Source organism: Bradyrhizobium niftali, assembly GCF_004571025.1.
In the GTDB taxonomy this organism is placed as follows: Bacteria; Pseudomonadota; Alphaproteobacteria; order Rhizobiales; family Xanthobacteraceae; genus Bradyrhizobium; species Bradyrhizobium niftali.
In genome coordinates this window covers 692,861-716,595 of the sequence record NZ_SPQT01000002.1, presented here as the reverse complement: position 1 = coordinate 716,595, position 23,735 = coordinate 692,861, and the positions used below count along the sequence as shown (strand labels likewise).

At 64.7% G+C, this 23,735-nt stretch carries 18 protein-coding genes; 6 read left to right on the top strand and 12 right to left on the bottom strand.

Features of this window, described 5'->3' with window-relative positions; all coding sequences use genetic code 11:
- Nucleotides 1-170 precede the first annotated feature (170 nt).
- The gene (locus E4K65_RS08635) at nucleotides 171-1,478 is read right to left on the bottom strand and encodes an efflux RND transporter periplasmic adaptor subunit (protein WP_135173749.1); all 1,308 of its coding nucleotides are present in this window, start codon (nucleotides 1,476-1,478) and stop codon (nucleotides 171-173) included.
- Nucleotides 1,475-4,666: an efflux RND transporter permease subunit gene (locus E4K65_RS08630; protein ID WP_135173748.1), complete on the bottom strand. Its 3,192-nt coding sequence runs from the start codon at nucleotides 4,664-4,666 to the stop codon at nucleotides 1,475-1,477. The genes E4K65_RS08635 and E4K65_RS08630 overlap by 4 nt, the downstream gene beginning before the upstream one ends.
- 474 nt (nucleotides 4,667-5,140) lie before the next feature.
- Here E4K65_RS08630 and E4K65_RS08625 point away from each other — a divergent pair, with 474 nt between their 5' ends.
- The gene (locus E4K65_RS08625; RefSeq protein ID WP_135173747.1) at nucleotides 5,141-6,337 is read left to right on the top strand and encodes a M24 family metallopeptidase; all 1,197 of its coding nucleotides are present in this window, start codon (nucleotides 5,141-5,143) and stop codon (nucleotides 6,335-6,337) included.
- A 14-nt stretch (nucleotides 6,338-6,351) separates the two neighbouring features.
- On the opposite strand, the gene E4K65_RS08620 is transcribed toward E4K65_RS08625, so the two are convergent.
- Complete coding sequence (locus tag E4K65_RS08620) at nucleotides 6,352-7,245, bottom strand: LysR family transcriptional regulator (protein ID WP_135173746.1); 894 nt, start codon at nucleotides 7,243-7,245, stop codon at nucleotides 6,352-6,354.
- A gap of 112 nt (nucleotides 7,246-7,357) precedes the next feature.
- On the opposite strand from E4K65_RS08620, the gene E4K65_RS08615 reads away from it, so the two are divergent.
- Nucleotides 7,358-7,951 carry an isochorismatase family protein gene (locus tag E4K65_RS08615; protein WP_135173745.1) on the top strand — a complete coding sequence of 198 codons (594 nt, stop codon included), beginning with the start codon at nucleotides 7,358-7,360 and terminating at the stop codon, nucleotides 7,949-7,951.
- 35 nt (nucleotides 7,952-7,986) lie between these two features.
- Nucleotides 7,987-8,748: a pirin family protein gene (locus E4K65_RS08610; protein WP_135173744.1), complete on the top strand. Its 762-nt coding sequence runs from the start codon at nucleotides 7,987-7,989 to the stop codon at nucleotides 8,746-8,748.
- Nucleotides 8,749-8,779: 31 nt separating this feature from the next.
- On the opposite strand, the gene E4K65_RS08605 is transcribed toward E4K65_RS08610, so the two are convergent.
- The 3 genes from E4K65_RS08605 to E4K65_RS08595 form a co-directional block, all read right to left on the bottom strand.
- Nucleotides 8,780-9,595 (bottom strand): hypothetical protein, encoded by an 816-nt coding sequence (locus tag E4K65_RS08605; protein WP_135173743.1) that lies wholly within the window; start codon nucleotides 9,593-9,595, stop codon nucleotides 8,780-8,782.
- A 77-nt stretch (nucleotides 9,596-9,672) separates the two neighbouring features.
- Nucleotides 9,673-10,962 carry a siderophore utilization protein FsrB gene (gene fsrB / locus E4K65_RS08600; protein ID WP_135173742.1) on the bottom strand — a complete coding sequence of 430 codons (1,290 nt, stop codon included), beginning with the start codon at nucleotides 10,960-10,962 and terminating at the stop codon, nucleotides 9,673-9,675.
- A gap of 58 nt (nucleotides 10,963-11,020) precedes the next feature.
- Nucleotides 11,021-13,015, bottom strand: coding sequence for a TonB-dependent siderophore receptor (locus E4K65_RS08595; protein ID WP_167770632.1), 1,995 nt, complete (start codon nucleotides 13,013-13,015; stop codon nucleotides 11,021-11,023).
- A gap of 689 nt (nucleotides 13,016-13,704) precedes the next feature.
- Here E4K65_RS08595 and E4K65_RS08590 point away from each other — a divergent pair.
- Together E4K65_RS08590 and E4K65_RS08585 are read left to right on the top strand one after the other, a co-directional pair.
- Complete coding sequence (locus E4K65_RS08590) at nucleotides 13,705-14,259, top strand: helix-turn-helix domain-containing protein (RefSeq protein ID WP_167770631.1); 555 nt, start codon at nucleotides 13,705-13,707, stop codon at nucleotides 14,257-14,259.
- Between the two features lie 107 nt (nucleotides 14,260-14,366).
- On the top strand, nucleotides 14,367-14,759 hold the full coding sequence (locus tag E4K65_RS08585; RefSeq protein WP_167770630.1) for a cupin domain-containing protein: 393 nt from the start codon (nucleotides 14,367-14,369) through the stop codon (nucleotides 14,757-14,759).
- Here the strand turns inward: E4K65_RS08585 and E4K65_RS08580 are convergent.
- The gene (locus tag E4K65_RS08580; RefSeq protein ID WP_135173738.1) at nucleotides 14,756-16,741 is read right to left on the bottom strand and encodes a primary-amine oxidase; all 1,986 of its coding nucleotides are present in this window, start codon (nucleotides 16,739-16,741) and stop codon (nucleotides 14,756-14,758) included. The genes E4K65_RS08585 and E4K65_RS08580 overlap by 4 nt on opposite strands.
- 15 nt (nucleotides 16,742-16,756) lie before the next feature.
- The gene (locus E4K65_RS08575; protein ID WP_135173737.1) at nucleotides 16,757-17,953 is read right to left on the bottom strand and encodes a serine hydrolase domain-containing protein; all 1,197 of its coding nucleotides are present in this window, start codon (nucleotides 17,951-17,953) and stop codon (nucleotides 16,757-16,759) included.
- A 179-nt stretch (nucleotides 17,954-18,132) separates the two neighbouring features.
- Here E4K65_RS08575 and E4K65_RS08570 point away from each other — a divergent pair, with 179 nt between their 5' ends.
- Nucleotides 18,133-19,122, top strand: a complete 990-nt coding sequence (locus E4K65_RS08570) for a helix-turn-helix domain-containing protein (RefSeq protein ID WP_135173736.1) — start codon at nucleotides 18,133-18,135, stop codon at nucleotides 19,120-19,122.
- Nucleotides 19,123-19,300: 178 nt separating this feature from the next.
- Here E4K65_RS08570 and E4K65_RS08565 read toward each other — a convergent pair whose 3' ends face one another.
- The 4 genes from E4K65_RS08565 to E4K65_RS08550 form a co-directional block, all read right to left on the bottom strand.
- Nucleotides 19,301-20,074, bottom strand: coding sequence for a MetQ/NlpA family ABC transporter substrate-binding protein (locus E4K65_RS08565; RefSeq protein ID WP_135173735.1), 774 nt, complete (start codon nucleotides 20,072-20,074; stop codon nucleotides 19,301-19,303).
- Between the two features lie 28 nt (nucleotides 20,075-20,102).
- Nucleotides 20,103-20,768, bottom strand: coding sequence for a methionine ABC transporter permease (locus E4K65_RS08560; protein WP_135173734.1), 666 nt, complete (start codon nucleotides 20,766-20,768; stop codon nucleotides 20,103-20,105).
- Nucleotides 20,758-21,909 carry a methionine ABC transporter ATP-binding protein gene (locus E4K65_RS08555; RefSeq protein ID WP_209312046.1) on the bottom strand — a complete coding sequence of 384 codons (1,152 nt, stop codon included), beginning with the start codon at nucleotides 21,907-21,909 and terminating at the stop codon, nucleotides 20,758-20,760. The genes E4K65_RS08560 and E4K65_RS08555 overlap by 11 nt, the downstream gene beginning before the upstream one ends.
- Before the next feature lie 241 nt (nucleotides 21,910-22,150).
- Nucleotides 22,151-23,626: a DASS family sodium-coupled anion symporter gene (locus tag E4K65_RS08550; RefSeq protein WP_135173733.1), complete on the bottom strand. Its 1,476-nt coding sequence runs from the start codon at nucleotides 23,624-23,626 to the stop codon at nucleotides 22,151-22,153.
- Nucleotides 23,627-23,735 lie beyond the last annotated feature (109 nt).

Genomic DNA, 23,735 nt, shown 5'->3' with positions numbered 1-23,735 from the left:
CTTATTGCAGCCGGACAACGTCACGGCAATATCGGCTTTGGGCACATCGAGCCCGGATTCAAAAACGCGAAAAACAACCCCATGCACAGTAGCCGTCAAGAGCTGGGACGACGTGCGAGGGTCGGGCCGACAATCGCGCTGGAGCGAAGACGGGATGGCAGGAATTCCGTCTAAATAATTGATCTGATTGTATATAAAGATATTCCATAATATACCTTATGCGAATCATGGATATGGGTGGCCATGGGCTCATGGGCGCCGTCGGCGAGATCGACGGATGGATTGAGGATGATCTGGTCGCCACGCTTGACGCCGCTGTCGACCTCGAGTTCGCGGCCGAGGTCGCGCAGCACGTTGATCTTCCTGAGGTGCACGACGCCATTGTCCACCACGGCGACCTGCATGCCTCCGGCGTTGAAGATCACGGCGTCGGCAGAGATCCGGAAGCTTGGGGTTTGCCGTGGGATGTGCAGTTCCACGGTGCAGTAGATCCCCGACGTGAGCGCAGCGTCGGGATTGGGAATATCGACCTCGGTGAGCAGCGTCCGCGATCCCGGCTGGAGCGCGTCCGCAATGCGGGTCACGGTGCCTGGAAAGGTCCGGTCCGGGATCTCCGGCACATGGACCACCGCGGCTATGCCGGGCTTGAGGCCAAAGGCGGCGTCCTGCGGCACGAACACCTGGGTACGGATTACATTGCCCTGCTGGAGCGTGAACATGAAGGTGCCCGAGGTCGCGTCGGCCTGGACCAGGCTGCCGACGTCGATGTTGCGCTGGGTGATGACGCCGTCGAACGGGGCCACCACGCTCTGATAGAGCTTCTGCTGGCGAAGCACCTGCAACTGCGCCTCCTCCGCCCTGATATTGGCCTGTGCCACGGACACCGCGGCGTCCTGGGCCTTGAGGGTCTGCTCGTCGATGGTGCCCTGCTGCGCCGTGACCCATCCCTTGTCGACCAGCGGCCGATCGCGGTCCCAGGTGACTTTGGCAAGCTCGCGGTTCGCCTGGGCCTGCTGGAACGACCAGTTGAGCTGGGCAAGCGTCGCTTCGGCCTGGGCGATCTGGTGATCAAGCTCGGGGGCGACGATTTCGGCGAGCAACTGCCCTGCCTTGACGTGGTCGCCGATATCGACCGCGCGGGTGGCGATATAGCCGCTGGCCCGGGCGAAGATGTTGGCGCTAGCAAAGGCGGAGGTCGTCGCCGGCAGTTTCACGACCTCGTTCGTGTCGCTGGGCTCGACGGTGGTGACACGGACCTGCGGCACGAACTCACGCGCCTGCTCGGCCGTCGCGAGCACCTGGCGGCGCTCCGCATAGTGGCTCCATGCACCCGACGCCAGCGCCGTGCCGGCCACGAGGATCAGGCCGAAGCCGGCGAGGCGCCCTCCCCGACGACGCGCGTGCCGCCGCGGTGCGACGTCCCGGCCCCGGTCCGTCTCTGTCACGCGCTCCGGCTCGATTGGTCCGTTGAAGTTCATTCCAGCACCTCGTCAAATACCCCGTGATGTGTCTTGCCGTCGTTGCCCTTGCGAAGCATCGCGAACAGGTAGGGCACGACCAGCAGAGTGGTCGGCGTTGCAAACAAGAGCCCGCCGATGACGGCGCGGGCCAGTGCGGCGTTCTGCTCCTCGCCGGCCGCGCCGATCGCCATCGGGATCATGCCGACGATCATCGCGGCCGCCGTCATCAGCACAGGCCGGATTCGGGTATGGCCGGCCTCGATCGCGGCCTCGAAGGCGGTCTTGCCTGCAAGCTGCTGCTCCCTGGCAAAGGTCACGAGCAGGATCGAATTCGCCGAGGCGACGCCGACCGCCATGATCGCCCCCATCAGCGATGGGACGTTGAGGGTCGTGCCGGTGATGAACAGCATGGTCAGGATGCCGCACAGCGTTGCCGGCAGGGCCAAAATGACGACAAAGGGGTCGCCGAAATTCTGGTAGTTCACGACCATGAGCAGATAGACGAGCACGGCTGCGAACAGCAAACCGGTGCCGAGATTGATGAAAGCGCTGTTCATGCTCTGGATCTGGCCGGTCACCTGAATGGTGTTGCCGGGGTTGAGCTGCTTCTGGAGGTCCGCCGTGACCTTGCTGACCTCGCTCGCCACGCTGCCGAGATCGCGGCCCTGGACGCTGGCATAGACCTCGTAGACCGGCTGCACATTGGCCTGGTTGGCGTTGGTCGGGATAGTGCTGCGCCGGAACGTGGTGACGTTGCTGAGCAGGCCGGGAATTGGGGTATCGCTCTGGGCTGACGCCAGCGACGTCGACACCGGCGTGTTGGCGAGGTCGTTGAGCGAGCTGATCTGGCGCTCGGGCGTCTGCACCGCGAAATAATAGGGAATGCCGGATGTCGGGTCGGTCCAGAAGTTCGGGGTCACCTGCTCCGAGGAGCTCAGGCTGACATTGAGATTGGTCGCGATCGTATCGGCGTTGAGACCGAGTTGCGCCGCACGGGTGCGGTCGATATCCGCGTAGAAGGCCGGCGCGTTCACCTCCTGCTGAAGGTGGGCGTCGGCGATCCCGGGGATCGCCGCGATGCGCTGGCGCAGCTCGTTGGCGACTTTCAGGTTGTTGGCCTTGTCGTAGCCGACGGTGCGGACGTCGATCTGGGCCGGCAGCCCGAAATTGAGGATCTGGGTGACGATGTCTGCGGCCTGGAAGTAGAACGTGTCTTCCGGAAACGCGGCCGGCAGGATCTCGCGCAGCTTGCGCACGTAGTCGGCCGTGGGCTGGTGCCCCTCCTTCAGCGAGATCAGGATCACGCCATCATTGACGCCGATGGTCGAGCCGTCGCTGAACGCCAGATTATAGGAGCGCGCGGGCAAGCCGATATTGTCGACGATCAGCGCACGGTCCCTGTCCGGAATGACCTGGCGGATCTTGTCCTCGACCTGCTGGAAGATCTTCTCCGTGTTCTCAATACGGCTCCCTGCCGGCGCGCGCACGTGGAGCTGGATCTGTCCGCCGTCGATCAACGGAAAGAAATCCCGGCCGACCAGCGGGAACAGCACGACACCAAGGACCAGAATGGCGGCCATTCCGGCCGGAATGATGAAGCGATGCTCGATCAATCCGGTCAGCGAGCGCGAATAGGCATGACGCATCGTCTCGAAATTACGCTCGAACGCCGCATGAAAGCGCCCGAACGGTCCGCGCGGCACGGTGCCGGGTGCATCGTGGCGCTCGCCCTTGAGCAGTAGGCCGATGATGATCGGCGTCAATGTCCTGGACAGGCCGTAGGATGCAAGCATTGCGAAGACCACGGCAAGGCCGAGCGGCGTGAACAGATATTTGGCCGGTCCCTCCAGGAAGACGACGGAGCTGAAGACGCAGCTGATCGCAAGCGTCGAGACGAGTGTGGGCAGAGCGATGCCGGCCGCGCCGTGCAGCGTCGCCTGCGGCAGGGGCAGCCCCTCCTCCGTGAGCAGACGATGAGTGTTCTCGATCGTGACCGTGGAATCGTCGACCAGAATACCCACGGCCAGCGCCAGCCCGCCCAGCGTCATGGTGTTGAGGGTTTCGCCGAGGAAATGGAGCGCGATCAGCGAGGTGAGGATCGACAGCGGGATCGAGATCATGACCACGAGCGTCGAGCGCCATGATCCCAGGAACAGGAGGATCATCAACGCGGTCAGTCCGGCGGCGATGGCGCCCTCGCGCAGCACGCCTTCCACCGATTGCTTGACGAACACCGACTGATCGAACAACTCGTTGATCTGCATGCCCGAAGGCGCAGCCGCGCGCGCGGCCTCGAGCGCCTTGTGGACCGCCTTGACCACGCTGACGGTCGAGGCGTTGCCGTTCTTGATGATGCTGAGCAGAACCGAACGACGGCCGTTCTGGCGCACCACGTTCTGCTGCACCAGCCAGCCATCGTGAACCTGCCCGACGTCCTTGACGAAGATGGTGGCGCCGTTCACGACCTTGATCGGGATGTTGTTGAGGTCCTCGATCGAAGGTGCCGTCGCATTGGTGCGGACGACATACTGCTTGTCGCCCATTTTTGCGGTGCCGGCCGGCAGCGTCAGGTTCTGGGCGTTAACCGCATTGACGACGTCGAGCGGCGTCAGCCCCTTCGCGACCAGCTTGGCGGGATCGATATCGACCATGATCTGCCGGTATTTTCCGCCCGAGGGAGTCGGCAGCGTGATGCCGGGGATCGGCGCCAGTTGCTGACGGATGCGGTAGATGCCGTAGTCGTAGAGCTGCTGCTCGCTCAGCGTATCGGAGCTCAGGCTGATCTGGAGCACGGGCACACTCGAGGCGTTGAACTGCACGACGACCGGCGCCTGGATGCCGGGCGGCATCAGCGCGCGGATCGCATTGGTGGCGGAGACGATCTGCGAGATGGCGAGGTCGAGGTTGACGTCGGGTTGGAAGTAGATCTTCTGCACCGACAGACCGGCCATCGTCTGCGCTTCGATATTCCTGATTCCGTTGACGTTCGAGCTGATCGAGTACTGGCTGTAGGTGGTGACACGCTGCTCCATCTCCGGCGTGCTCAGGCCGGTGTAACTCCAGATCACGGTTACGACCGGAATGTCGATATCGGGAAAGATGTCGGTCGGCATCGCAAATATGGTGACGGCGCCCAGGAACAGGATCAGCGCGGCGACCACGTAGAACGTGTGGGGAAATCGCAGAGCGAAACGAACGATACCCATCGAGCACTCCTCGTTCCGCAGCGACCGTTTGCGGCCACCGCGGCATCCAGATCAGCAGCAAGGCGTTGCACGCGGATATTTCCGCGCGGCCCAGCCTCCTGCGCCTCCTGGATGTTCTTGGCTCGAGGGTCGACGAAAAGCCGCTCAATGAACCCTGGCCGCGTTCCCGGCTTCGCGCGGCCGGTATCGCGGTTGAAGGAGGACTTAGAACTTGGACGTCGGAAGTGAAAGCCGCGCGGCGTTACTTCGCGGTAATGAAGCGCGCGATTTGACCACGAGTTGGTGAACCTCCGCGCACGGAAACTCAAGGTCACGCGAGCTTGCGTGGTCCTGCACTCCCGGCGGTGGCGCCATATCATTTCGGCATTGGTCAAAATCGTGCCGCCCGCCCAAGATCCGCCGTGCCGGCGAAGCACAATGCAGCGAAGCACGATCCAACAAGGAGTGCCGCGCGGTAACAATGGGAGGTTCGTCATGCAGGAGAACGTCGCCCGCGGAGCCCGCTCGCGCGCCATTCCATTCGATGCCGCCAAGCTCGACCGCCTGATGGAGGCAGCCGGGCTCGACGTCCTGGTCGCGACCTCCAAGCACAATGTGCAGTACCTGCTCGGGGCCGAGCGCGCGATCTTCTTCGACTACATGGATGCCATGGGCGTCAGCCGCTATCTGCCCGTCCTGGTCTATCCCAAGGGTGCGCCGGAAAAATCCGTCTATGTCGGCCACCGCCTGGAGACCCATCAGCGCGCCGTAGCACCGCCCTGGGTGCCGCAGGTCCGGACCGAGTCGAGCGGCTCGGTCGACGCGATCACGCGGGCCGTTGCGGCCTTGAAGGACGCCGGTGTGCCGATGAAGCGGGTCGGGGTCGAGATGGCGTTCCTGCCGATGGATGCGGGCCGGGCGCTTGCCGACGCCCTGCCCGGCGCCGAGCTCAAGGACGCGATGCTGGTGCTGGAGCGTCTGCGCGCCGTCAAGTCCGCCGACGAGCTGGCCAAGCTGAAGACGGCATCTGAACTGGTGATCGCCGCGATGCTGGAGGTGATCGCCGGGCACGGTCCCCGCACGACCAAGCAGCAATTGTCGGACGCACTGCGGGTGGCCGAGGTCAACCGCGGGCTCACTTTCGAATACTGCCTGCTGGCCTGCGGCAACAGCCACAACCGGGCGCCGTCGGGGCAGCGCTGGGAGCACGGCGAGGTGCTGTCGCTCGACTCCGGCGGCAATTATCACGGCTATATCGGCGACCTCGCCCGCATGGCCGTGCTGGGCGATCCGGATGCCGAGTTGAAGGACTGCCTGGCTGAGATCGAGGCGGTGCAGCGCGCCGCCTTCGCCGCAGTCCGTCCGGGCGCCATGGGCGGCGACATCTATGTCGCGGCCGAGCGGCAGCTCGCCCAGATCACCCAGCGCGACTGCACGGATTTCCTGGCCCACGGCATGGGCCTCGTCAGCCACGAGGCCCCTCGCCTGACCGCCACAGGTCCGGTTCCCTATGACGACACGGACGCGCGGCTGCCGCTCGAGCCAGGCATGGTGGTGTCGATCGAGACCACGATGAAGCATCCGAAGCGCGGCTTCATCAAGCTCGAGGATACGGTCGCGGTGACGTCGACGGGATACGAGATCTTTGGTGAAGGTGGGCGGGGCTGGAATTTGGGTGGCAGCGCGCTTTAGCCGGCAAGCCAAGCTCAGACACTCTTCAACGCTTCAGCAAACTCGGCCACGATCGCTTTCGTCAGGCGTCCGCTGAATCTGTCCTTCTGCCACAGCGCAGTCATCTCGACGGGAGACGGCTCCCATCCGGTCATGACGCGAACAAGCGCTCCCGAATTCAGTGCCGCCTCCACCATGAACAAAGGCAGGTTCGCGACACCGAGCCCCGCGAGCGCGGCCTCTACCAGTATCGTCTGCCGGTTTGCCGCGAAGCCAATCCGTGGGGTCACCGTGACAGCAGCACCGTCATGACTTCGTAGATCCCACTCGACCAAGTCGCTGCGGATCGCGAGCGCAGGGATCTCGTTCAGGTCCTGCGGCTCCTTCAATGCCATCTGAGCCGCGAGGAAGTCCGGACTCGCGACCAGCACCCTCGGCAGCGAGGCGAACTTCTTGAACATCAGCCCGGAGTCGGCGACCTGCCCCATCCGCACCACCAGGTCGTATCCTTCCTCGATCAATGACACCCGGCGATCGGCCAAGGTCATCTCGATCATCACGTCGGGGTGCCTGACCTTGAAGCGGATCAACGCTGGCGCCAGAACCGCTGTCGCGATGTCCGGCGGCAATGACAATCGAACGGTGCCCGACAGGGCAACCCGCTCATCCTGAACCTCAGCGACGGCCTCTTCGGCAAGGTTGAGCGCGAGCCGGGTGCGGTCGAAGAGCCGCTGCCCCTCTTCGGTCAGCGCGACGCCCCTCTTCGTCCGTCTTACCAGTCGGACGTTGAGGGTCTTCTCCAGGGCGGACAGCCGCCGTGACAAGGTGGCCTTGGGAATGCCCGTCGCACGCTCGGCCGCCGCCAGCCCGCCCGCTTCGACAATGCGGGTGAAAAGCGCGAGGCCGTCGAAATCGGCAAAGATGCTCATGTTCCATTTATGAAACATGAGGCGGGCATTTTTCAAGACTGCCGCGAGGTTCGTTCCATTTGTAGGTTTACCGGCGAGCGATACCGCTCGTCTGACCGAGGGAGCCCCCGCCATGTCCAGCTATTTCACACCTCAAGATTCCGCGCTTCTGCTGATCGACCACCAGGTCGGCACCATGCAGCTGATCAAGAACATCGATGTCGAGCGGGCCAAGCGCATGTCGCTGGCGCTGGCGAAGACCGCGAGCATTCTCGGTATCCCCACCGTCCTGACATCCAGCCAGGAAGATCGCCTGCAGGGTCCATTGCTGCCTGAACTGAAGGACATTCTTCCCGACGCCTTTGACAAGCGCGTCAAGCGCGAAGGCATCGTCAACGCCTGGACCGACGCCAACTTCAAGGCTGCCGTGGAAGCGACGGGCCGCAAGAACCTGATCATGGCGGGTGTCACGACCGACGTCTGCCTCGTCTTCCCGGCGATCGACGCGGTGGCGGAAGGCTACAAGGTACAGGCCGTCATGGACGCCTCGGGATCGCCGTTCGAGCTCTCGGAAGACATGTCCCGCCGCCGCATGCAGGACGCCGGCGTTGTGCTAACGGCGACCAACACCATGATCGCAGAGCTGGCCCAGAACTGGGGCACGCCGAACGGGCAGAAGCTGATCCAGCTCCTGTTCACCGACGTGTTGCCACCGATCCAATCGTAATTGATCCCAGGCCGCCGGGGCCAAGGAGCAGCAACATGCCTTCAGCAGCGCCCATCAATGGGGTCGGCATCGTGTCGCCGGAGACTCATCAGGTCAGATCACACGGGCCATTCCAGTTGCGCCGAATCCATCCAGGCATCTCTCTGGATCAACAGGACGATGCAGGCTTCGGCGGGCTCGGGGTCATCGACCACGCCCGGCTTCAACCCGGTCTCGTCGTCAGGATGCACGAACACCGCAACGACGAGATCATCAGCTACATGCGTAGCGGACGGATGCTGCACACCGATTCCGCCGGCAGAAGCGAAGTCATTTCACCCGACCGGCTCATGGTGATGAACGCAGGTCGGGGCTTCTACCATGAAGAGAAGGTCCTCGGTGACGATCAGATCGAAATGCTCCAGATCTTCGTTCGGCCCGAAGCTGCGGATGCGGAGCCCAACGTTCAGTTCGTCGCGCTGGACGAGGCCGAGCGAGACGGGCAATGGCGGCTACTGGCGGGGCCCGAGGGATCCGACGCGCCGACTTTTGTACGGCAGGCCCTCTACCTCTACGACACACATTTGCCGGCGGGGCGAAGCACCGAGCTTCCGTCGAAACCGGGCTTCGATCGCTGGCTCTACGTCTTCCGGGGTAACGTCGCCGCAGGTGAGCACAAGGCTGGCAAGCATACCGCGCTGATGTTCGCCGGCGACGGCGCCTCGCCGAAGGTGGAAGCGAGTGAGGATACTGACCTCGTCGTCTTTCTCGTCGACCGAACCGCGAGATTTTCGCGTGAGGGAACGATCGGCGGTTGAGAGCGGCCGCAGCTAGCGGCGGCAGCGCGCTCTAGCGCAGCGGCAGCAACTCGAGCTGGCCCTGCGCCTTCCTGACGGCCGCAGCGAACCAGCTCTGGCTTGGTGCTTCCTTGGCGAAGCATTTCGTGTAGGCGTCCATCGCCTGGTCTTCCTTGGCCATGCTGTCCTGCGGGGTTTTCCTGGCCATCATCTGCTTCCAGACCTCCTCGCAAGCCGGGATCTCGGCCGTCCTCACGGCGTCGGTTACGGCGAGGAAGTAGACCTTCTCGCCCTGGATCGCGACGACGTCGATCTCACGCGGCGCCCCCTTCAGATCACCATTGCCGCGCACGCCGAGAACGGCGACCGCGGCGCTCGCCGCCGCAGGCCTGGTGATCGGCAACTCGGCATATTTGGCGAAAGCGGAGTCCTGGATCGCATAATAGTAGAAGCGGTCCGACCTGAACGCCGCGCCGATCTCTTGCGGCATGCCATCCTCGCGGTGCTCGCGCAGCCAGTGCTTGAGTAGCGCGGTCGTGGTCGCCACAGCTTGCATCTTGTCGCCCTCGGAGGCGAAGCCGAGCCCGTCGAGATGGCCGAATCCGGAGTCGCCCTTGAAGAGCGTATCGGCGTTCGACTTGCCCTCTGCGGGCAGCCCTTTGATCGCGACCGGTCCCACCAGTTCGCGCAGCACGCCCGTCAGCTCCTTGATCGCCGCATCGTGCTGCCTGGAGGTCTCGTCGTTCTCCGGCGCCTTGGAGAACTTTGCAATGTGGCGATCGCGCAGGTCGAGATAGCGTTGCTCGGGCGCGGCCGCGTGGGCGGTCGTCGTGAGGACGAGCAGGCAGAGCAAGGCAGGCAATCTCATTCATTGTCCGCAGACTGGAGCGATCTCCAGTCTTTGTGCCGGCGCCGGGCGGGTAGGTTCATCCGCAAGGCCGGGCCCTACTCCGCCGGCGTGAGCTGCCTGTTCAGACGCATCGCAGCGGTCTCACGGACGCGCACGCGGGCGCGGCGCTTGCGCCACCAGATCACGACGCCGGTGACCGAAAGCGCGGCCACCACCAGCCCCATGATCGAGATCAGGATGCGGCCGAACAGCCCGACGATCCGTCCCGAATGCAGCGGAAATTGCGCCTGCACGAAGATATCGGCGGCGGTGCCGACCCATGGCAGCCGCTGGCCAAGCGAACGGCCGTCCTCGCTGTCGTAATAGAGCTGCGCCGGGCCGACGCCGCCGGCGCCGTGATCGTCGCCGGGATGGAAGTAGGCTGCGGCATAGACCCCGTGGGCGGGGCCGTAGCTGAGCGCGCCGACCGGGGTGGACCACCCTCGCCCCTTGCCGTCGGCCGCGGCGCGCGCGGCGATGTCGGCAAACGTCACCTTGGGCTCGATGGGATCGTCGAGATCGCGGTACGGCCGCTGCTCATACGGCGTCGGCGTGTAGTTCGACACCATCTTCATCAGCGGCGAGAACACCTCGAAATAGAGGTTCAGCGAGAACGCCGTGAAGGCGATGACGAACAGCAGCCCCCAGGTCCACAGGCTGAAGGCGCGGTGGATGTCGAAATTGATCCGGTAGGCGCTGCCCGACGTCTTGATGGTCCAGGCCGGCGCCCAGCGCGCCCAGAAGCCGCGTTCGAGCTGGCGCGTGACCTGCGGCGCCCGCGCGGCCTTCGCGCCGCGCCGTGACGGCAGCGTCAGATAGAAGCCGACGAAGCAGTCGATGGTCCAGATGATGGCGATGATGCCGAGCAGGCGCATGCCCCAGCGGTCGCTGCCCCAGAACTCCGGGATGTGCATGGTGTAGTGCAGCTTGTAGAGAAACGAGACGAAGTTCTCCCGCGTCACCGGCCATACCGCGCCCCAGTAGCGCCGTCCCAGCTCGACGCCCGTGTTGGGATCGAGGAAGACCTGATTGTAGTCGAGCGGATAGCGCTTGCCGGTTGCCGGATCGATCCGCGGCATGATGAAGAACCACAGCGAGTGGCCCTCCTCCGGCGTCATGAAGAGGTAGACGACGCGTGCGCGGGGATCGCGCTGCTCGATCAGCTTGGCGAGCTCGATCGAGGGAATGGCCGGGCCCTTGGTGGTGACGTCGAACAAATGGCTGTTCAGGACGTCGTCGATCTCGTGATCCCAGGAGATGATCGCGCCGGTGATGCCGGAGAAGAACAGGAATCCGGCCGTGAGCAGTCCCGCCCAGCGATGCAACCTGCCGAATATCGCTCTCATCGTCTTCGACTCTCATCAAGCGGGTCCGGCCCCGTTGCCGGGCCGTCGTCAGTTGAACTCACCAGCGATACGTCAGCTTGCCGATTGCCTTGCGTCCCTCGGCATACATGCACCCCGACAGGCCGTAGCAGGCGGCGACGTAGCGTGTGTCGGCGAGGTTGGTGACGTTCAGCGACAGGCGCCAATTGTCCCTGGTGTAGGCAAGCAGCGCATCCAGCACGGTCGAGGCTCCCACCTTGAATGTGTTGGAATCATCGCCCCAGGTCGCGCCGACGTAGCGGACGCCGCCGCCGAACTGCAAGCCTGCGAGCGGTCCGTTCTGGAGCGTGTAGTCGCTCCACAGCGAGGCGCGGTTGAGCGGCACGGTGACCGGCGCCTTGCCGACATTCACCGGATCCTGCGTGACCACGGCATCGACATAGGCATAGGCCGCGCGCAGGTTCCAGCCGTCGGCCAGCGACATCGTGCCTTCGAGTTCGACGCCGCGCGATTTCACCTGACCGGTCTGTTCGGCAAAGGTGGCCCCAGGCACAAAGGTCACGACGTTGTCGCGCGTCAGGTCGAAGGCGGCGAAGGTGAACAGCGCATTCCATCCGAGCGGCTGGTACTTGACTCCGACCTCGTACTGGACCCCGGTTTCGGGATTGAGCATCTGTCCGGACGGACCGGTCGCGAGCACCGGCAGAAACGACTCGGAATAGCTGAAATACGGCGCGATGCCGTTGTCGAAATTGTACATCACGGCGGCGCGGCCGGTGAAGGCCGAGGCATCCTTCGAGGCCGACGTATTGGTGGTGGGGAGATTGCTGTCGAGCTGCGTCGTCACGAAATCCTGGCGGCCGCCGAGCTGGAACGACAGCCGACCGAGCTTGATCTGGTCCTGCGCATAGAGGCCGAGCTGCGACTGCTTGACGCCTTTGTTGTCGTACATGTCGCCGATGGTCCAGTCATAGCTGTAGACCGGGTTGAAGACGTTGATCTCCGGCGCCGACGTCGAGACGGCAAAGGCGGTGTCGCGGAACGTGGTGGTGCGATAATCGAGCCCGACCAGCGTGGTATGGCTGAGGATGCCGGTGGTGAACTTGCCCTGGAGCTGGTTATCCACCGCGAAGGAGTTGATGTAGGAGTTGCTGTAGCTGCCGAAACGCCCCAGCTGCCCTGCCGCCTCGTCGGTATATCCCGTGCCGTAGAAGGTCTTTTCCTCGTTGTGCTGATAGGCGTAGCGCAGGTTCTGCCGGAACGTGATGTTGTCGGTGAAATCGTGCGAGAGCTGGTAGCCGGCGGTTGCGATCTCGGTGTTGAACGCGTTGAAGCTCGGCACGCCCGCGAAGAGCGAGACCGGGATGGTGCGGCCGTTGTTCGGCCACACGGTGCCCGAGGCCGGCAGGAACTGAAGGCCCCACCCTGCCCGGTCCCTCTGGTAGTTGGCGAGGATCGTGATCGTCGTGTCCTCGTTCGGCTTGAAGGTGACGGCCGGCGCGATGAAGACGCGGTTGTCCTTGGTGAAGTCGACCTGGGTCTCGCCGTCGCGCACCACGCCGGTGAGGCGCCACAGCACGGTGCCTTCCTTGTTGGCAGGGCCACCCATGTCGAACTGGCCCTGATAGCGATTGAAGCTGCCGCCGGAGACCGAGGCCTCGCCGAACTGCTGCGCGGTCGGCAGCTTGGTCACGTAGTTGAGGATGCCGCCGGTGCCGCTGCCGCCATACATCGCCGAGGACGGCCCCTTGACGACCTCGAGGCGCTCGGCCCCGTAGGGATCAAGGCCGTTGAAATGAACGTAGTTGCTGGACGGGATTCGCAGGCCGTCGACGTAGAGGCCCGACATGGTGGTGTCGAAGCCGCGGATCTGGAGGGCGCCGAAGCGGGTGTCCGAACCGCCATTGACGTCGCCGCTGACGCCCGCGGTGTAGCGCAACGCTTCGCCGATCGAGACGGCGCCCTGGTTCCTGACCTGGTCGGTGGTGACGACGGACACCGACTGCGGCGTTTCGATCAGGGGCGTATCGGTCTTCGTGGCGGTGCCGCTTCGCGTGGCGACGAACCCCCGCACCGGACCGTTGGCGCGTTCACCGGTGGCGCCGTTCGAAGCCGACTGGGTTGGCGCTGCTTGCTGCGCGGGAGCGCGCCGATTGGTGCGGGAGCTGTGCGACGTTGCCGATCGTCGCGACGAAGCAACCGCCGCGGGACGGGCGCGCTGAGCCGGCGCTTCAACGGAGACCGCGGGAATTTGCGTCTGCGCCTGCACGGGACCGAAGGGAACGACGAGAGAAAATGTGCTGACAGCGCCGAAGAAGAGCACTCGAAGCTGTTGAAGACGCGTGTCGGAACGCGAATGAAGTTGGAAGTCTGTCACGTCTTGCGAGGCCCCACGCACTGCCGGCTTTGCCGGTATCGTTCTTGATGCCCCGCCCTAACGCAGGCGATTTCGGAGCGCGATAGGAACAGCGTTAGAATTTCTCCAGAGCGGGGCGCAGCAGATGCGGCGAATGCGCCCATGCGCGAGCCAACGTGCGTGTGCCCCGGATCTGGAATCCTTCTAGACGCGCGCGATCGATCGACCGGATGGGACATCCGGCGACATCGAAAGCGAGCGCGGAGAACGAATCCTTTACCATGCCCGTCAGGCTCGATTGAGCCTGAGGAACCCCGGAGGTAAATTCAGCTGCGGGTTCATTCATTTGCTGAACGCACCGCAACGTTCTGTGCCGGCGCGTGCTGGGCACCCGGAGTTCGACGTCCATGAGCGAATTGCGCGCGGCGACCAGGCAATCCACGGCGAGGACGGGAATCATCGAGTTTGACGGCGCCAGGGGCATCGTCAGCATCCCCTGCACGATCTCGGACGTGTCAGGCACGGGCGCAAGACTGAAGCTCGACTGGTCGCTTTCGTTTCCGAAACAGGCCACGCTGATCTTTGCCGACGGGCTGCGAAAGCCCTGTCGTGTCGCATGGCAGAAGCGGCGGCTGCTCGGCGTCGCCTTCGCGGACGGCGTTGCGAGCCAGGACGAGCAGGCCCTCATGATGACCGAGGAGGAGCAGGCTCTGCACCGGCGGCATATTGGCGCGCAGGTCCGGGGTGCGCGCGAGGCGCGTGGTTATACCGAGAGCCAGATCGCGAACCTCATCGGCGTCTCGCCCGAGTTCGTGTCGCGTGCCGAGAGCGGTGAGATCAGCATTCCTCTGCACCAGCTCACGCACATCGCCGATCTGTTGCTGGTCGACCTCGATAGCCTGGTTGCCGGCCCGGCGTCGGTCGACGTGTCAGCGAGCGACGCCGAACTAGCGGCGAGGTGAAGCCGCCCCCTTCCGGGACATCCCATCTCCGCAGGTCCACGTGGGAAACGCTGTTCACCTGCTGTAAGGTCGCGCCGGTGTCAGTGTCGGCGCGGGAGATGATTTTCATGGCGGAGCCCGGCTTCGGTGGGTTCATGAAGGACCACAAGGAGTTTTTCAACGCGCTGGCCGAGGATGGATGGCGGGCCGTCCCTGGCTATGTCGGGGTTGAGGAAAAGATCCTGTCTGGCCGCTTCGATCACGCTAGCCATGCGGGCGCGGTGACGCGCCTGTCACGCTGGGCGGCCGGCGCGTCGGTGGACCATCCGGTCTCGCACGATTGGTGCGAGGAGGTCTTTCTGATTTCGGGCACGCTTTCGATCGGCACCGAGCCGCAGGAATCGCGGCGACTGGAGGCTGGCACCTATGCCGTGAGGCCGGCCCATGTCGAGCATGGACCGTTCTTCACCCGCGACGGCTGCCTGATGATCGAGTTTCTCTACTACCCGCCGACGGTCTAGCTTTTGTGGCAGCATGAGCTGCCGCCGCCCTTCTCCTCACCGGCGAGCACGCTGCGGCTGTTACGATCAGGCGGAATGTCGCCGGCGGCATTGGCCGAAAAGAAACCGGTCGGCTTCAGCATGAAGCCGGCATATTCGACCGGCATGATCGGAAAGTCCTCGGGCTTGCAGATATGGGTGTGGCCGAACGAGTGCCACACCACGATATCCGTGTTCTCGATGTTGCGGTTCTGCGCGGCATAGCGCGGCAGGCCGTCGCCGCCGGCATGGACGTTGGGATAGTCGCCGCTGGCGTATTTCTCATCCTTGTCGAACGCGGTGACCCAGACGTGCTTGGTGGCAAAGCCGCCGCGCTTGCGCACATAACTGCCCTCCTGCGCCAGCATCAGCGGGCTCGGATTGACCACGAGCTTGTAGGCCGGTGCGTTGCCGACCGAATTGGTCTCGTTAGGATTGCTGATCTTCCAGAACCGGCCGGTCTCGCCATTGGCGATGGCCGCAGCGTTGCGTTCACGCGACAGCACGCGCGTGGTGGTGTCGAAGGCGTTGCCGTGCGGATTGTCGTGGCCCCAGGGACGCGGCACGAAATCGTGCTCGGTGACGGTGTTGCCGCCGCCGTCGAGATCCATGTGCAGGCGCACGTTGAAGAAGTGCTGATGCGTCGGCCCGCCAAGATTGTCGTCGACCATGCCGCCCCATTTGTACGTCTCGCCTGATGGCACGGCGGCGGTCTGGATGATGCCGGTGAGCTTCGTCTCGAGCTGGATCGTGCCATCCTGGTAGAGATACCAGTAGAAGCCGTAGTCGTAATTGCCGACGGTGGCGAAGAATGAGATCACGAGCCGCCGCGAGCGCCGAACCTCGAACAGGCCGTTGCGGAATTCGTAGTGTTTCCAGGCAATTCCGTAGTCTTCTTCATGCATGCAGATGGCGTTCTGCATGACGAAGGGCTCGCCCCTGTTGTCGGCGGCCGGCAGGTCGAAATAGTGAATGTTGCCGAGGCAGTCGCAGCCGAGCTCAAGCGCGTTGGCGAGCATGCCGAGCCCGTATTCGCCGGCATCGAAGGCCGACTTCCAGAAATGGTTGGCGGTCGGATCGGCATAGGGCACCACCATCTCGGTGACGCTGGCGCGATGGATCAGCGACCGCTTCCGCATCCCATCCTGGTAGGCGAGCTGATGCAGCACCAGTCCCTCACGCGGCGTGAAGCCGACGCTAAAACTCCATTTCTGCCAATCGACCTTCCAGCCGTCGACCTTGAAGCTCGCGCCCTCGGGCTGCTCGATATGCAGCGGCTTGATGTCGGTACGCGGGTTGGTGACTTCATGCGCACCATAGTTCCGCTTCTTGCGCGGGATCGGCACGATCGGATCCGCGTCGGTGAGATCGATGACCTTGCCGCCGATCAGGTCGACCACTGCCACCACGCCCTCGATCGGGTGCGCATAGCCATTGTCCTGAAAGTGCTCGCGGAAGAAGCTGACGGCCCGCACGATGCGGGCGCCACGCTCGAATTCCATGTCGAAGAAGCCAGAGGAGAACGGGTCGACCTGGACCAGCTCGATGTCCTTGTCGGTCAGCCCGCGCCGAAGCATCGCCGCACGCCAGCCGGGATCGGCTTTCACCACGGCCTCGCACTTGAAGAACTCTTCCAGCATCACCGGCGGCTGCCCATAGGGCGCCTCACGGTTCGGAATGACCTTGCGCGCAATGATCTCGTTGCGGCCGAGATCGACGATGTGCTCGATCGCCTCGCCCGTGGTCACGTCCAGCGTCAGCGCGAAGGCGCGACGCCCTACCCCGCCTGCGGCCAGCTCCTGTTTGGTCGGCTCTTCCAGCCGCACCGTCGGGAAGCGGCAGTGCTCCGGCGAGGCGGCCGCCGCACGCACGAGCGTGCAGGCCGCGGTGATCTCTTCAGCCGTCAGCGGATCGAGCGCATGTGGCGCAACGGTCTGTGATTTGGCTTTGACGGTATCGAGCATCGTGATGTCCTGATATCAGCGCGGGGCAAGATGCGCGGTGATGGCGCGGAAGGCGGCGAGCCAGCGATGATCGAGCGGCACGTCCATCGCCTTCGGCTGGGTCGCGAGCTTGACGATGACGGTGTCGGTTGCCGCATCGATATAGAGCCACTGGCCGTGGATTCCGATGCCCGCAAGATCGTTCCGCGAGGGATCGATCGTGTACCATTTGCTGCGGTAGCGGGCGCCAGGGAAGATGTCGGCAAGGTCGCCGTCGGTCCAGGCCTGGTGATCGCCGTTCTCGTGGATGTCGTCGATCCACCAGCCCGGCACCACCTGCCGTCCCTCGACCACGCCGCGGCAGCGTATCATCTCGCCGAAGCGCAGCAGGTCGCGCGCGGTGACCGAGAGCCCACCGGCGATGCGGCCCATGCCGTGGCTGTCGAGTGTCATGGAGCCATCCTCCTCGGCGCCCATTGGCTGCCAGAGATATTCGGAGAGGATGCGCGGATAAGGCATGCCGCAGGCGCGCTCATAGACCCAGCCGAGCACCTCGGTGTTGGTCGAGACGTAGTGGAACACCTTGCCGTGCGGCTTGCCGGTGCCGCGCAGGGTGGTGAGATAGGCGCGCTGGTGGCCGGGCTCGACGCCGGGCGACGGCACGTCCCAGCCCGAGGAGAAGCGATAGCGCGTGACGTCGCCGGCGGGGTCCTCGTAATCCTCCTCGAACTTGATGGCGACGGCCATGTCGAGCACGTTGCGGACGGTGCAGCCGCCATAGACCGAGCCCTCGAGCTCCGGCACGTAGCGCACCACCCTCGCCTCCGGATCGAGCAGCCCGCGCGCGGCCAGCACGCCGCCGAGCGTGCCCGCGATCGACTTGCTGATCGAGCAGATCAGATGCGGCGTGGTCGCGCTCATGCCGTCGCCGTACCATTCGTGGATCAGCGTGCCCCGGTGCATGACGAGGAGCGCGTCGCCAAAGGTCTCGCGCAGCGTGGCCTCGATCGTGGTCGGCTTGCCATCGGGCGCGGTGAAGCCGAGCTTTGACAGCTCGCGAGGTGCGCTTCGTATCGGCGTCGAATGCGCCGAGCGGCGGACCTCCGCGGTCGGCAGCACCTCGCGGGTGTGGGTGAAACCCCAGCGGATCGCGGGAAAGCTGCGCCAGTTGGCGCGCGTCACCTGGGCCTCGGGCGCGGGCGGGCTGCCGCGCATGATCTCGGTCGGTCGCATTTCGATCCTCCGCAAGGCGATCCCGACTGCGATGTCGGAACGGTAAGGGAGAAGACTGCACGGAAGGCCGCATCGGGCGTTATCGAGATCCGGCAATATTTTGCTGGACTCGGGCGCGAGGCGTGCCAGTCTTGGCGCAGCTCTTGCGGTTTCGAGCTGGCAAATTCCGACGTGCGGTCATGGCCTTAAGCGCAATTCTTCCGATTCAGGACTCGGCTACCAGCCTGTTTCAGGCCAGCAGCACGGATGTCGATGAGCACTGCGCCACGCTCGGCCGCTGGCGGCTGAGCTACGACCAGATCAGCGCCGGCGCCTTCCGGGGCAGCTTTACGCAGCTCTCCCTGACCCGGCTCGAAGTGTTCCGCGAGATCACCAGTCAACAGGTCCGCCAGTACGGCCAGTTGGGCGCCGGCAGCTTTGGCATCGGCCTGCCCTGGCACGGCGATGGCGAAGTCAATTGCAACGGCGCCAGCGTTGCGGGTGCCCAGGTGATTGCCTGCATCGATGCCGAGGTCGACATGTGCACGCCGAAGGCGTTCGAGCTGCGCGGCGTCGTCGCCAGCGCGGCCCTGATCGAGGAGCTTGCCGCCCGGCTCGACATCGCGCTGCCACGCAGCGTCTGGCACCAGTTACAGGTCATCGAGATGGCGGAGGCGCCCGTCGCGCGGCTGCGCGCGCATCTTGCCGCGATCCACGAGACCATCGCGACCTTTCCCGAACGGTTCGATGATCCCGACGCCCGGCAAGCGCTGGAGGACGCCCTCCTCGTCGAGATCATGGACATGCTGCCAACGGCACAGCCCAGCGACCCCGGACGTAGCGCCACGGCGCGCAAGCGCACGGTCGATCGCGCGCGCGAACTGATGCACGGCAGCGGCGATCGCTCGCTGTCGCTGCTGGAGATCTGCAAGGCAGTCGGCGCGAGCCCGCGCAAGCTCGGCTATTGCTTCCAGGAAGTCGTGGGCACGAGCCCGATGCACTATTGGCGCGCGATGCGGCTGAACCGCGTGCGACGCGACCTGAAACGCGCCGGATGCGCGGAGGCTTCAGTCTACGACGTCGCCGTGCAGCACGGCTTCTGGCACTTCAGCCAGTTCTCGCTCGACTACAAGCGCCACTTCTCCGAGCTGCCCTCGGAGACCTTGCGGCGCGCCAGGCTTGCGGCCTGACGCCCTCGTCTTCTACTCTATGATGAGATCCGTGGCGAGCACGTCGCTTGCGGCCATCCTTCGAGACGCCCGCCTCCGGCGGGCCCTCAGGATGAGGTCGCATTTCGCGGCGAGATATCAAACCCTCATGGTGAGGAGCCCGGCTAGGCGGGCGTCTCGAACCATGCAGGCCGAGCCCTTACCAGGTCGGCAGATAGGTGCCCTTGAAGCGCGTCTCCAGAAACGCCTTCACGGGATCGGAGTGATAGGCCTCGACCAACTGCTTCACCCACGGCTTGTCCTTGTCCTCTTCGCGGACGGCGAGAATGTTGACCCAGGGGCCATCGGGGTTTTCGCGCGCGATCGCGTCGGTCGCTGGATTGAGGCCGGCCTGCACCGCGTAATTGTTGTTGATCGAGACGACGTCGACGTCCTGGAGCGCGCGGGGAAGCTGGGCGGCGTCGAGCTCGACGAAGCGCAGCTTCTTCGGGTTGTCGGTGATGTCGGCAATGGTCGAGGCGACGTTGTTGGGGTCCTTCAGCTTGATCACGCCGTGCAGCGCCAGGATCATCAGGCCGCGCGCGCCGTTGGAAGGATCGTTGGCGATGGCAACGCGGGCGCCTTCGGGAAGGTCTGCGAGCTTCTTGTATTTCTGCGAATAGACGCCCTGCGGCGAGCCGATCGTGTTGGCGACCTTGACGATCTTCCAGCCGGTCTTGGCGATCTGGTTCTTCAGGTAAGGCTCGTGCTGGAACGAGTTGGCCTCGAGGTCCTTGAGCGCCAGCGCCTGGTTCGGGATCACGTAGTCGGTGAACTCGACCACCTTGATGTCGAGGCCGCGCTCGGCGCCGACCTTCTTCACGACGTCCATGATCTCGGCATGGGGACCGGCGGTCACGCCGACGCGGATGGTTTCGGCCTCGGCCGAGGTCGCGAGCAAGGCTGCAGCCGCAAGGGTTGCCAGAAAGCGCATTGAAGTCTCCGATGTGTAGAAGCTTATGTCAGCGGTGCCGCAGCCGGCGGTTGACCCGGCGGGCCAGATAGTCGCCGGCACTCTGGACGAGCTGGACCAGTGCGATCAGCACGACGACGACCGCCAGCATCATCTCCGGCATGAAGCGCTGGTAGCCGTAGCGGATGCCGAGATCCCCCAAGCCCCCGCCGCCGACGGCGCCGACCATGGCGGAGTAGCCGAGCAGGCTCACCACCGCGAGCGTCAGCGCCAGCAACAGGCCGGGCAATGCCTCGGGGATCAGCACCTTGAGCACGATCTGCATCGGCGAGGCCCCGAACGAGGACGCGGTCTCGATCAGGCCGCCATCGACCTCGCGGATCGCAGCCTCGACGAGACGCGCGATGAACGGCGTCGACGCGATGGTCAGCGGCACGATTGCTGCGGTCGAGCCGATCGATGTACCGGCCACGAGCCGCGTGAACGGGATGATGGCCACGACCAGGATGATGAAGGGCGTGGAGCGCGTCGCGTTGACGACGATGCCGAGCAGCCGATTGACGACGGGGGCCGCGAACAGCTCCCCTTTCCGGCTGGTCGCCAGGAACACGCCGAGCGGCAGGCCGAAGGCGGTGCCGAGCAGCGCCGCGATGCCGACCATGTACAGGCTTTCGAAGGTGGCCTGGATGATCAGGTTGATGAGTTCAGGCGACATAGCCGAGACGCTCCGCCGGGAATTGATATTGAGAGAGCCAGGCGAGCGTCCGCGTCACCGCGTCTTCGCTGCTGGACATGCCGAGGGGGATACCGAGGGTGAGCGAGCCCACATGCTGGCCGCCGATCTCGTCGATCCGCGCCGCGAGCAGCGCAACGTCGAGGCCGAGTTCGCGCGCGAGCCGTGCGACCAGCGTGTCGCCGGCCCCTGCCCCGCGCACCTGGACGCGGATCACGGCCTGCCCGCCGGCAGCCGGGGCCGGCATGATCCGGCTCGCCAGCGACACCGGCAGGCTGTCGCCGATCACCTCGGCCAGGAAGGACTGCGTGATCGGATGTTTGGGATGGGTGAAGATGTCGGCGACCTGGCCGCTCTCGACGACGTGGCCGGCGTCGAGCACCACGACCTCCCTGGCGAGCTGGCGCACCACGGACATCTCGTGGGTGATCAGCACGATGGTCACCCCGAGCTCACGGTTGATGTTGGCGAGCAGGTCGAGGATCGCGCGCGTGGTCTGCGGATCGAGCGCGGACGTCGCCTCGTCCGACAGCAGCACGCTCGGCCGCGTCGCCAGCGCCCGCGCAATGCCGACGCGCTGCTTCTGGCCGCCGGACAGCTCCGACGGATAGCGGTCGTGCTTGTCGGCGATGCCGACGAGAGCGAGCAGCTCGGCGACGCGGGCCTTGATGTCGGACTTGGCCCAGCCGGCGATCTCGAGCGGCAGCGCGATGTTGTCGGCCGCGGTGCGCGACGACAGCAGGTTGAAATGCTGGAAGATCATGCCGATCGAGCGCTGCGCCAGCCGCAACTCGCGGCCCGCCAGCGCCGAGATATCCCTGTTATCGACGATCACGCGTCCCGTGGTCGGCTTCTCCAGCCCGTTGATCAGCCGGACCAGGCTCGACTTGCCGGCGCCGGAGCGGCCGATCACGCCGGTGATGGAGCCGCGCGGGATCGTGAAGTCGATGTCTTGCAGGGCGTTGACGCCGGGCTTGCCGCGATAGGCCGGATAGGTCTTCGAAATGCCTTCGAAACGGACCATCGCGTCCGGCTCGGTCGCGGCAGGTGAAATCGCATCGAGCGTTTCGATCCTCTGTCCGATCGCGAGCGATTGGTGGGCGTTCATGGCGGAGGCCTTCATGTACGATAGTTCGCTTGCCCGCATGCCCCGGGGGGCGCACGGGAACCAGGTCGCATCGCGCGACGGGGGATGAAACTGCGACCGGGCGCCCGTGTGGAACGCGCTGCACCGCAGCACGCACCATCACCCGAACGGGTCTTTCTTGCAATGTCAGATATTTGCGGGGAGTTGGACGAAGTTTTCCAAATCCCTCCCCGGCGAAGAAAATTCATCTGCCGGGGGCGATCGGCCTTCGTCCCGGTTACTTGCCAAACTGCAACCAGGGCAGCACGATCAGCAGGAGGCCGGCGAAATAGAGCAGCCCGAAGATCAACCCAAAGCCCCAGAACTGGCCCTTCCCGATATAGCCGCTGCCGAAATACATCGGCGCCGGCCCCGTGGCGTAAGGCGAGATCACCCCCATCAGGCCGAGCGAATACATGCAGAGCATGGCGAGCGTCGTGACCGGCAGGTCGGCGATGCCCGAGCCGACCGCGAGCACCACCGGCAACACCGCGGCGGCATGCGAGGTGATGCTGGAGAAGAAATAGTGGATCCAGAAGAACAGTGCGACCAGCAGGAGCATCGCGGTTGACGGCGACAGCCCGGCGAGCGGCTTTGCGTATTCGTTCGCGAACCATTTGATGAAGCCGATCTCGTTGAGGCCCGAGGCGAGCGTCAGCAGCGAGGTGAAATAGAAGAACACCTCCCAGGCGCTCTTCTCGCTGACGATGTCGGCAAACTCGATCACGCCCGTGACCAGCATCAAGGAGATCACGATGAAGACGACGGTGGTGGCGTTGACGAAATTCGAGCCGAGCAGCGGCACGTGGATGTCCGGGCTGGAGCCGGCGATCCACAGGAACATCGCGAGCACGATCAGCGCCAGCATGATCCACTCGTTGCGCGACATCGGGCCCATCTCCGCGAGCTCCTTTGCCGCCCATTCGGAGATCTCGGGGCTGCGCTTCACTTCGGGCCGGCAGATCACGTAGCTCAGCAGCGGGACGAGGATCATCAGGAGGATGCCGAGCGGCGCAAAGCCGATGAACCACTGGCCCCAGCTTACCTCGACGCCGACGGTCTTCTTGGCGATCGCCAGCGCCGCTGCATTGGGCGCGAGCGCGGTGAAGAACAGTGAGCTGGTGACCGCGGTCGCCGCGAACGCGGTCCACATCACATAGGTGCCGATCCTGCCGGCGGTCGGTCCCGGCTCGGAGCCGTAGATGCGCGGGATGTTGCTGATGATGGGATAGACGATGCCACCGCTGCGCGCGGTGTTGGAGGGCGTTGCCGGCGCGAGCAGAAAGTCCGACATCGCGACCGCATAGCCGAGGCCAAGCGTGTTGCGGCCGAGCTTTTGCACCAGCACCAGCGCGATGCGCCGGCCCAGCTGGCTCTTGCGATAGCCGATCGAGAACACGAAGGCGCCGACGATCAGCCACACCGTGCTCTCGGCAAAGCCCGCCAGCATCCAGCGCAGCGACTTGGTCGGATCGGGATCGATATAGCCACCGACGCCGGCGACCGTGAGCCCGATCAGGCCGACCGCACCGACCGGCATCGATTCCAGGATGAGCCCGGTGATGACGGCCGCGAACACGGCAAAATAGTGCCACTGATTGACGTTGAGGCCTGCGGGCACCGGCCACAGATAGATCGCCAGCCACACCACGAGCGGTGCGACCAGCTTCCAGCGAAACCCTTTCGCCTCAGGCGCCTGCGAGCTAGCGGCCATGGGTCCTCCCCCTCGATTGTCGTTGCGTCGTGCCGCCCGTTGGCCGGGCCGCTTTTGTCCCTGCGCGGCGTATACGGACTGTCCGCGGCGCGATCAATGGCTTGACGCG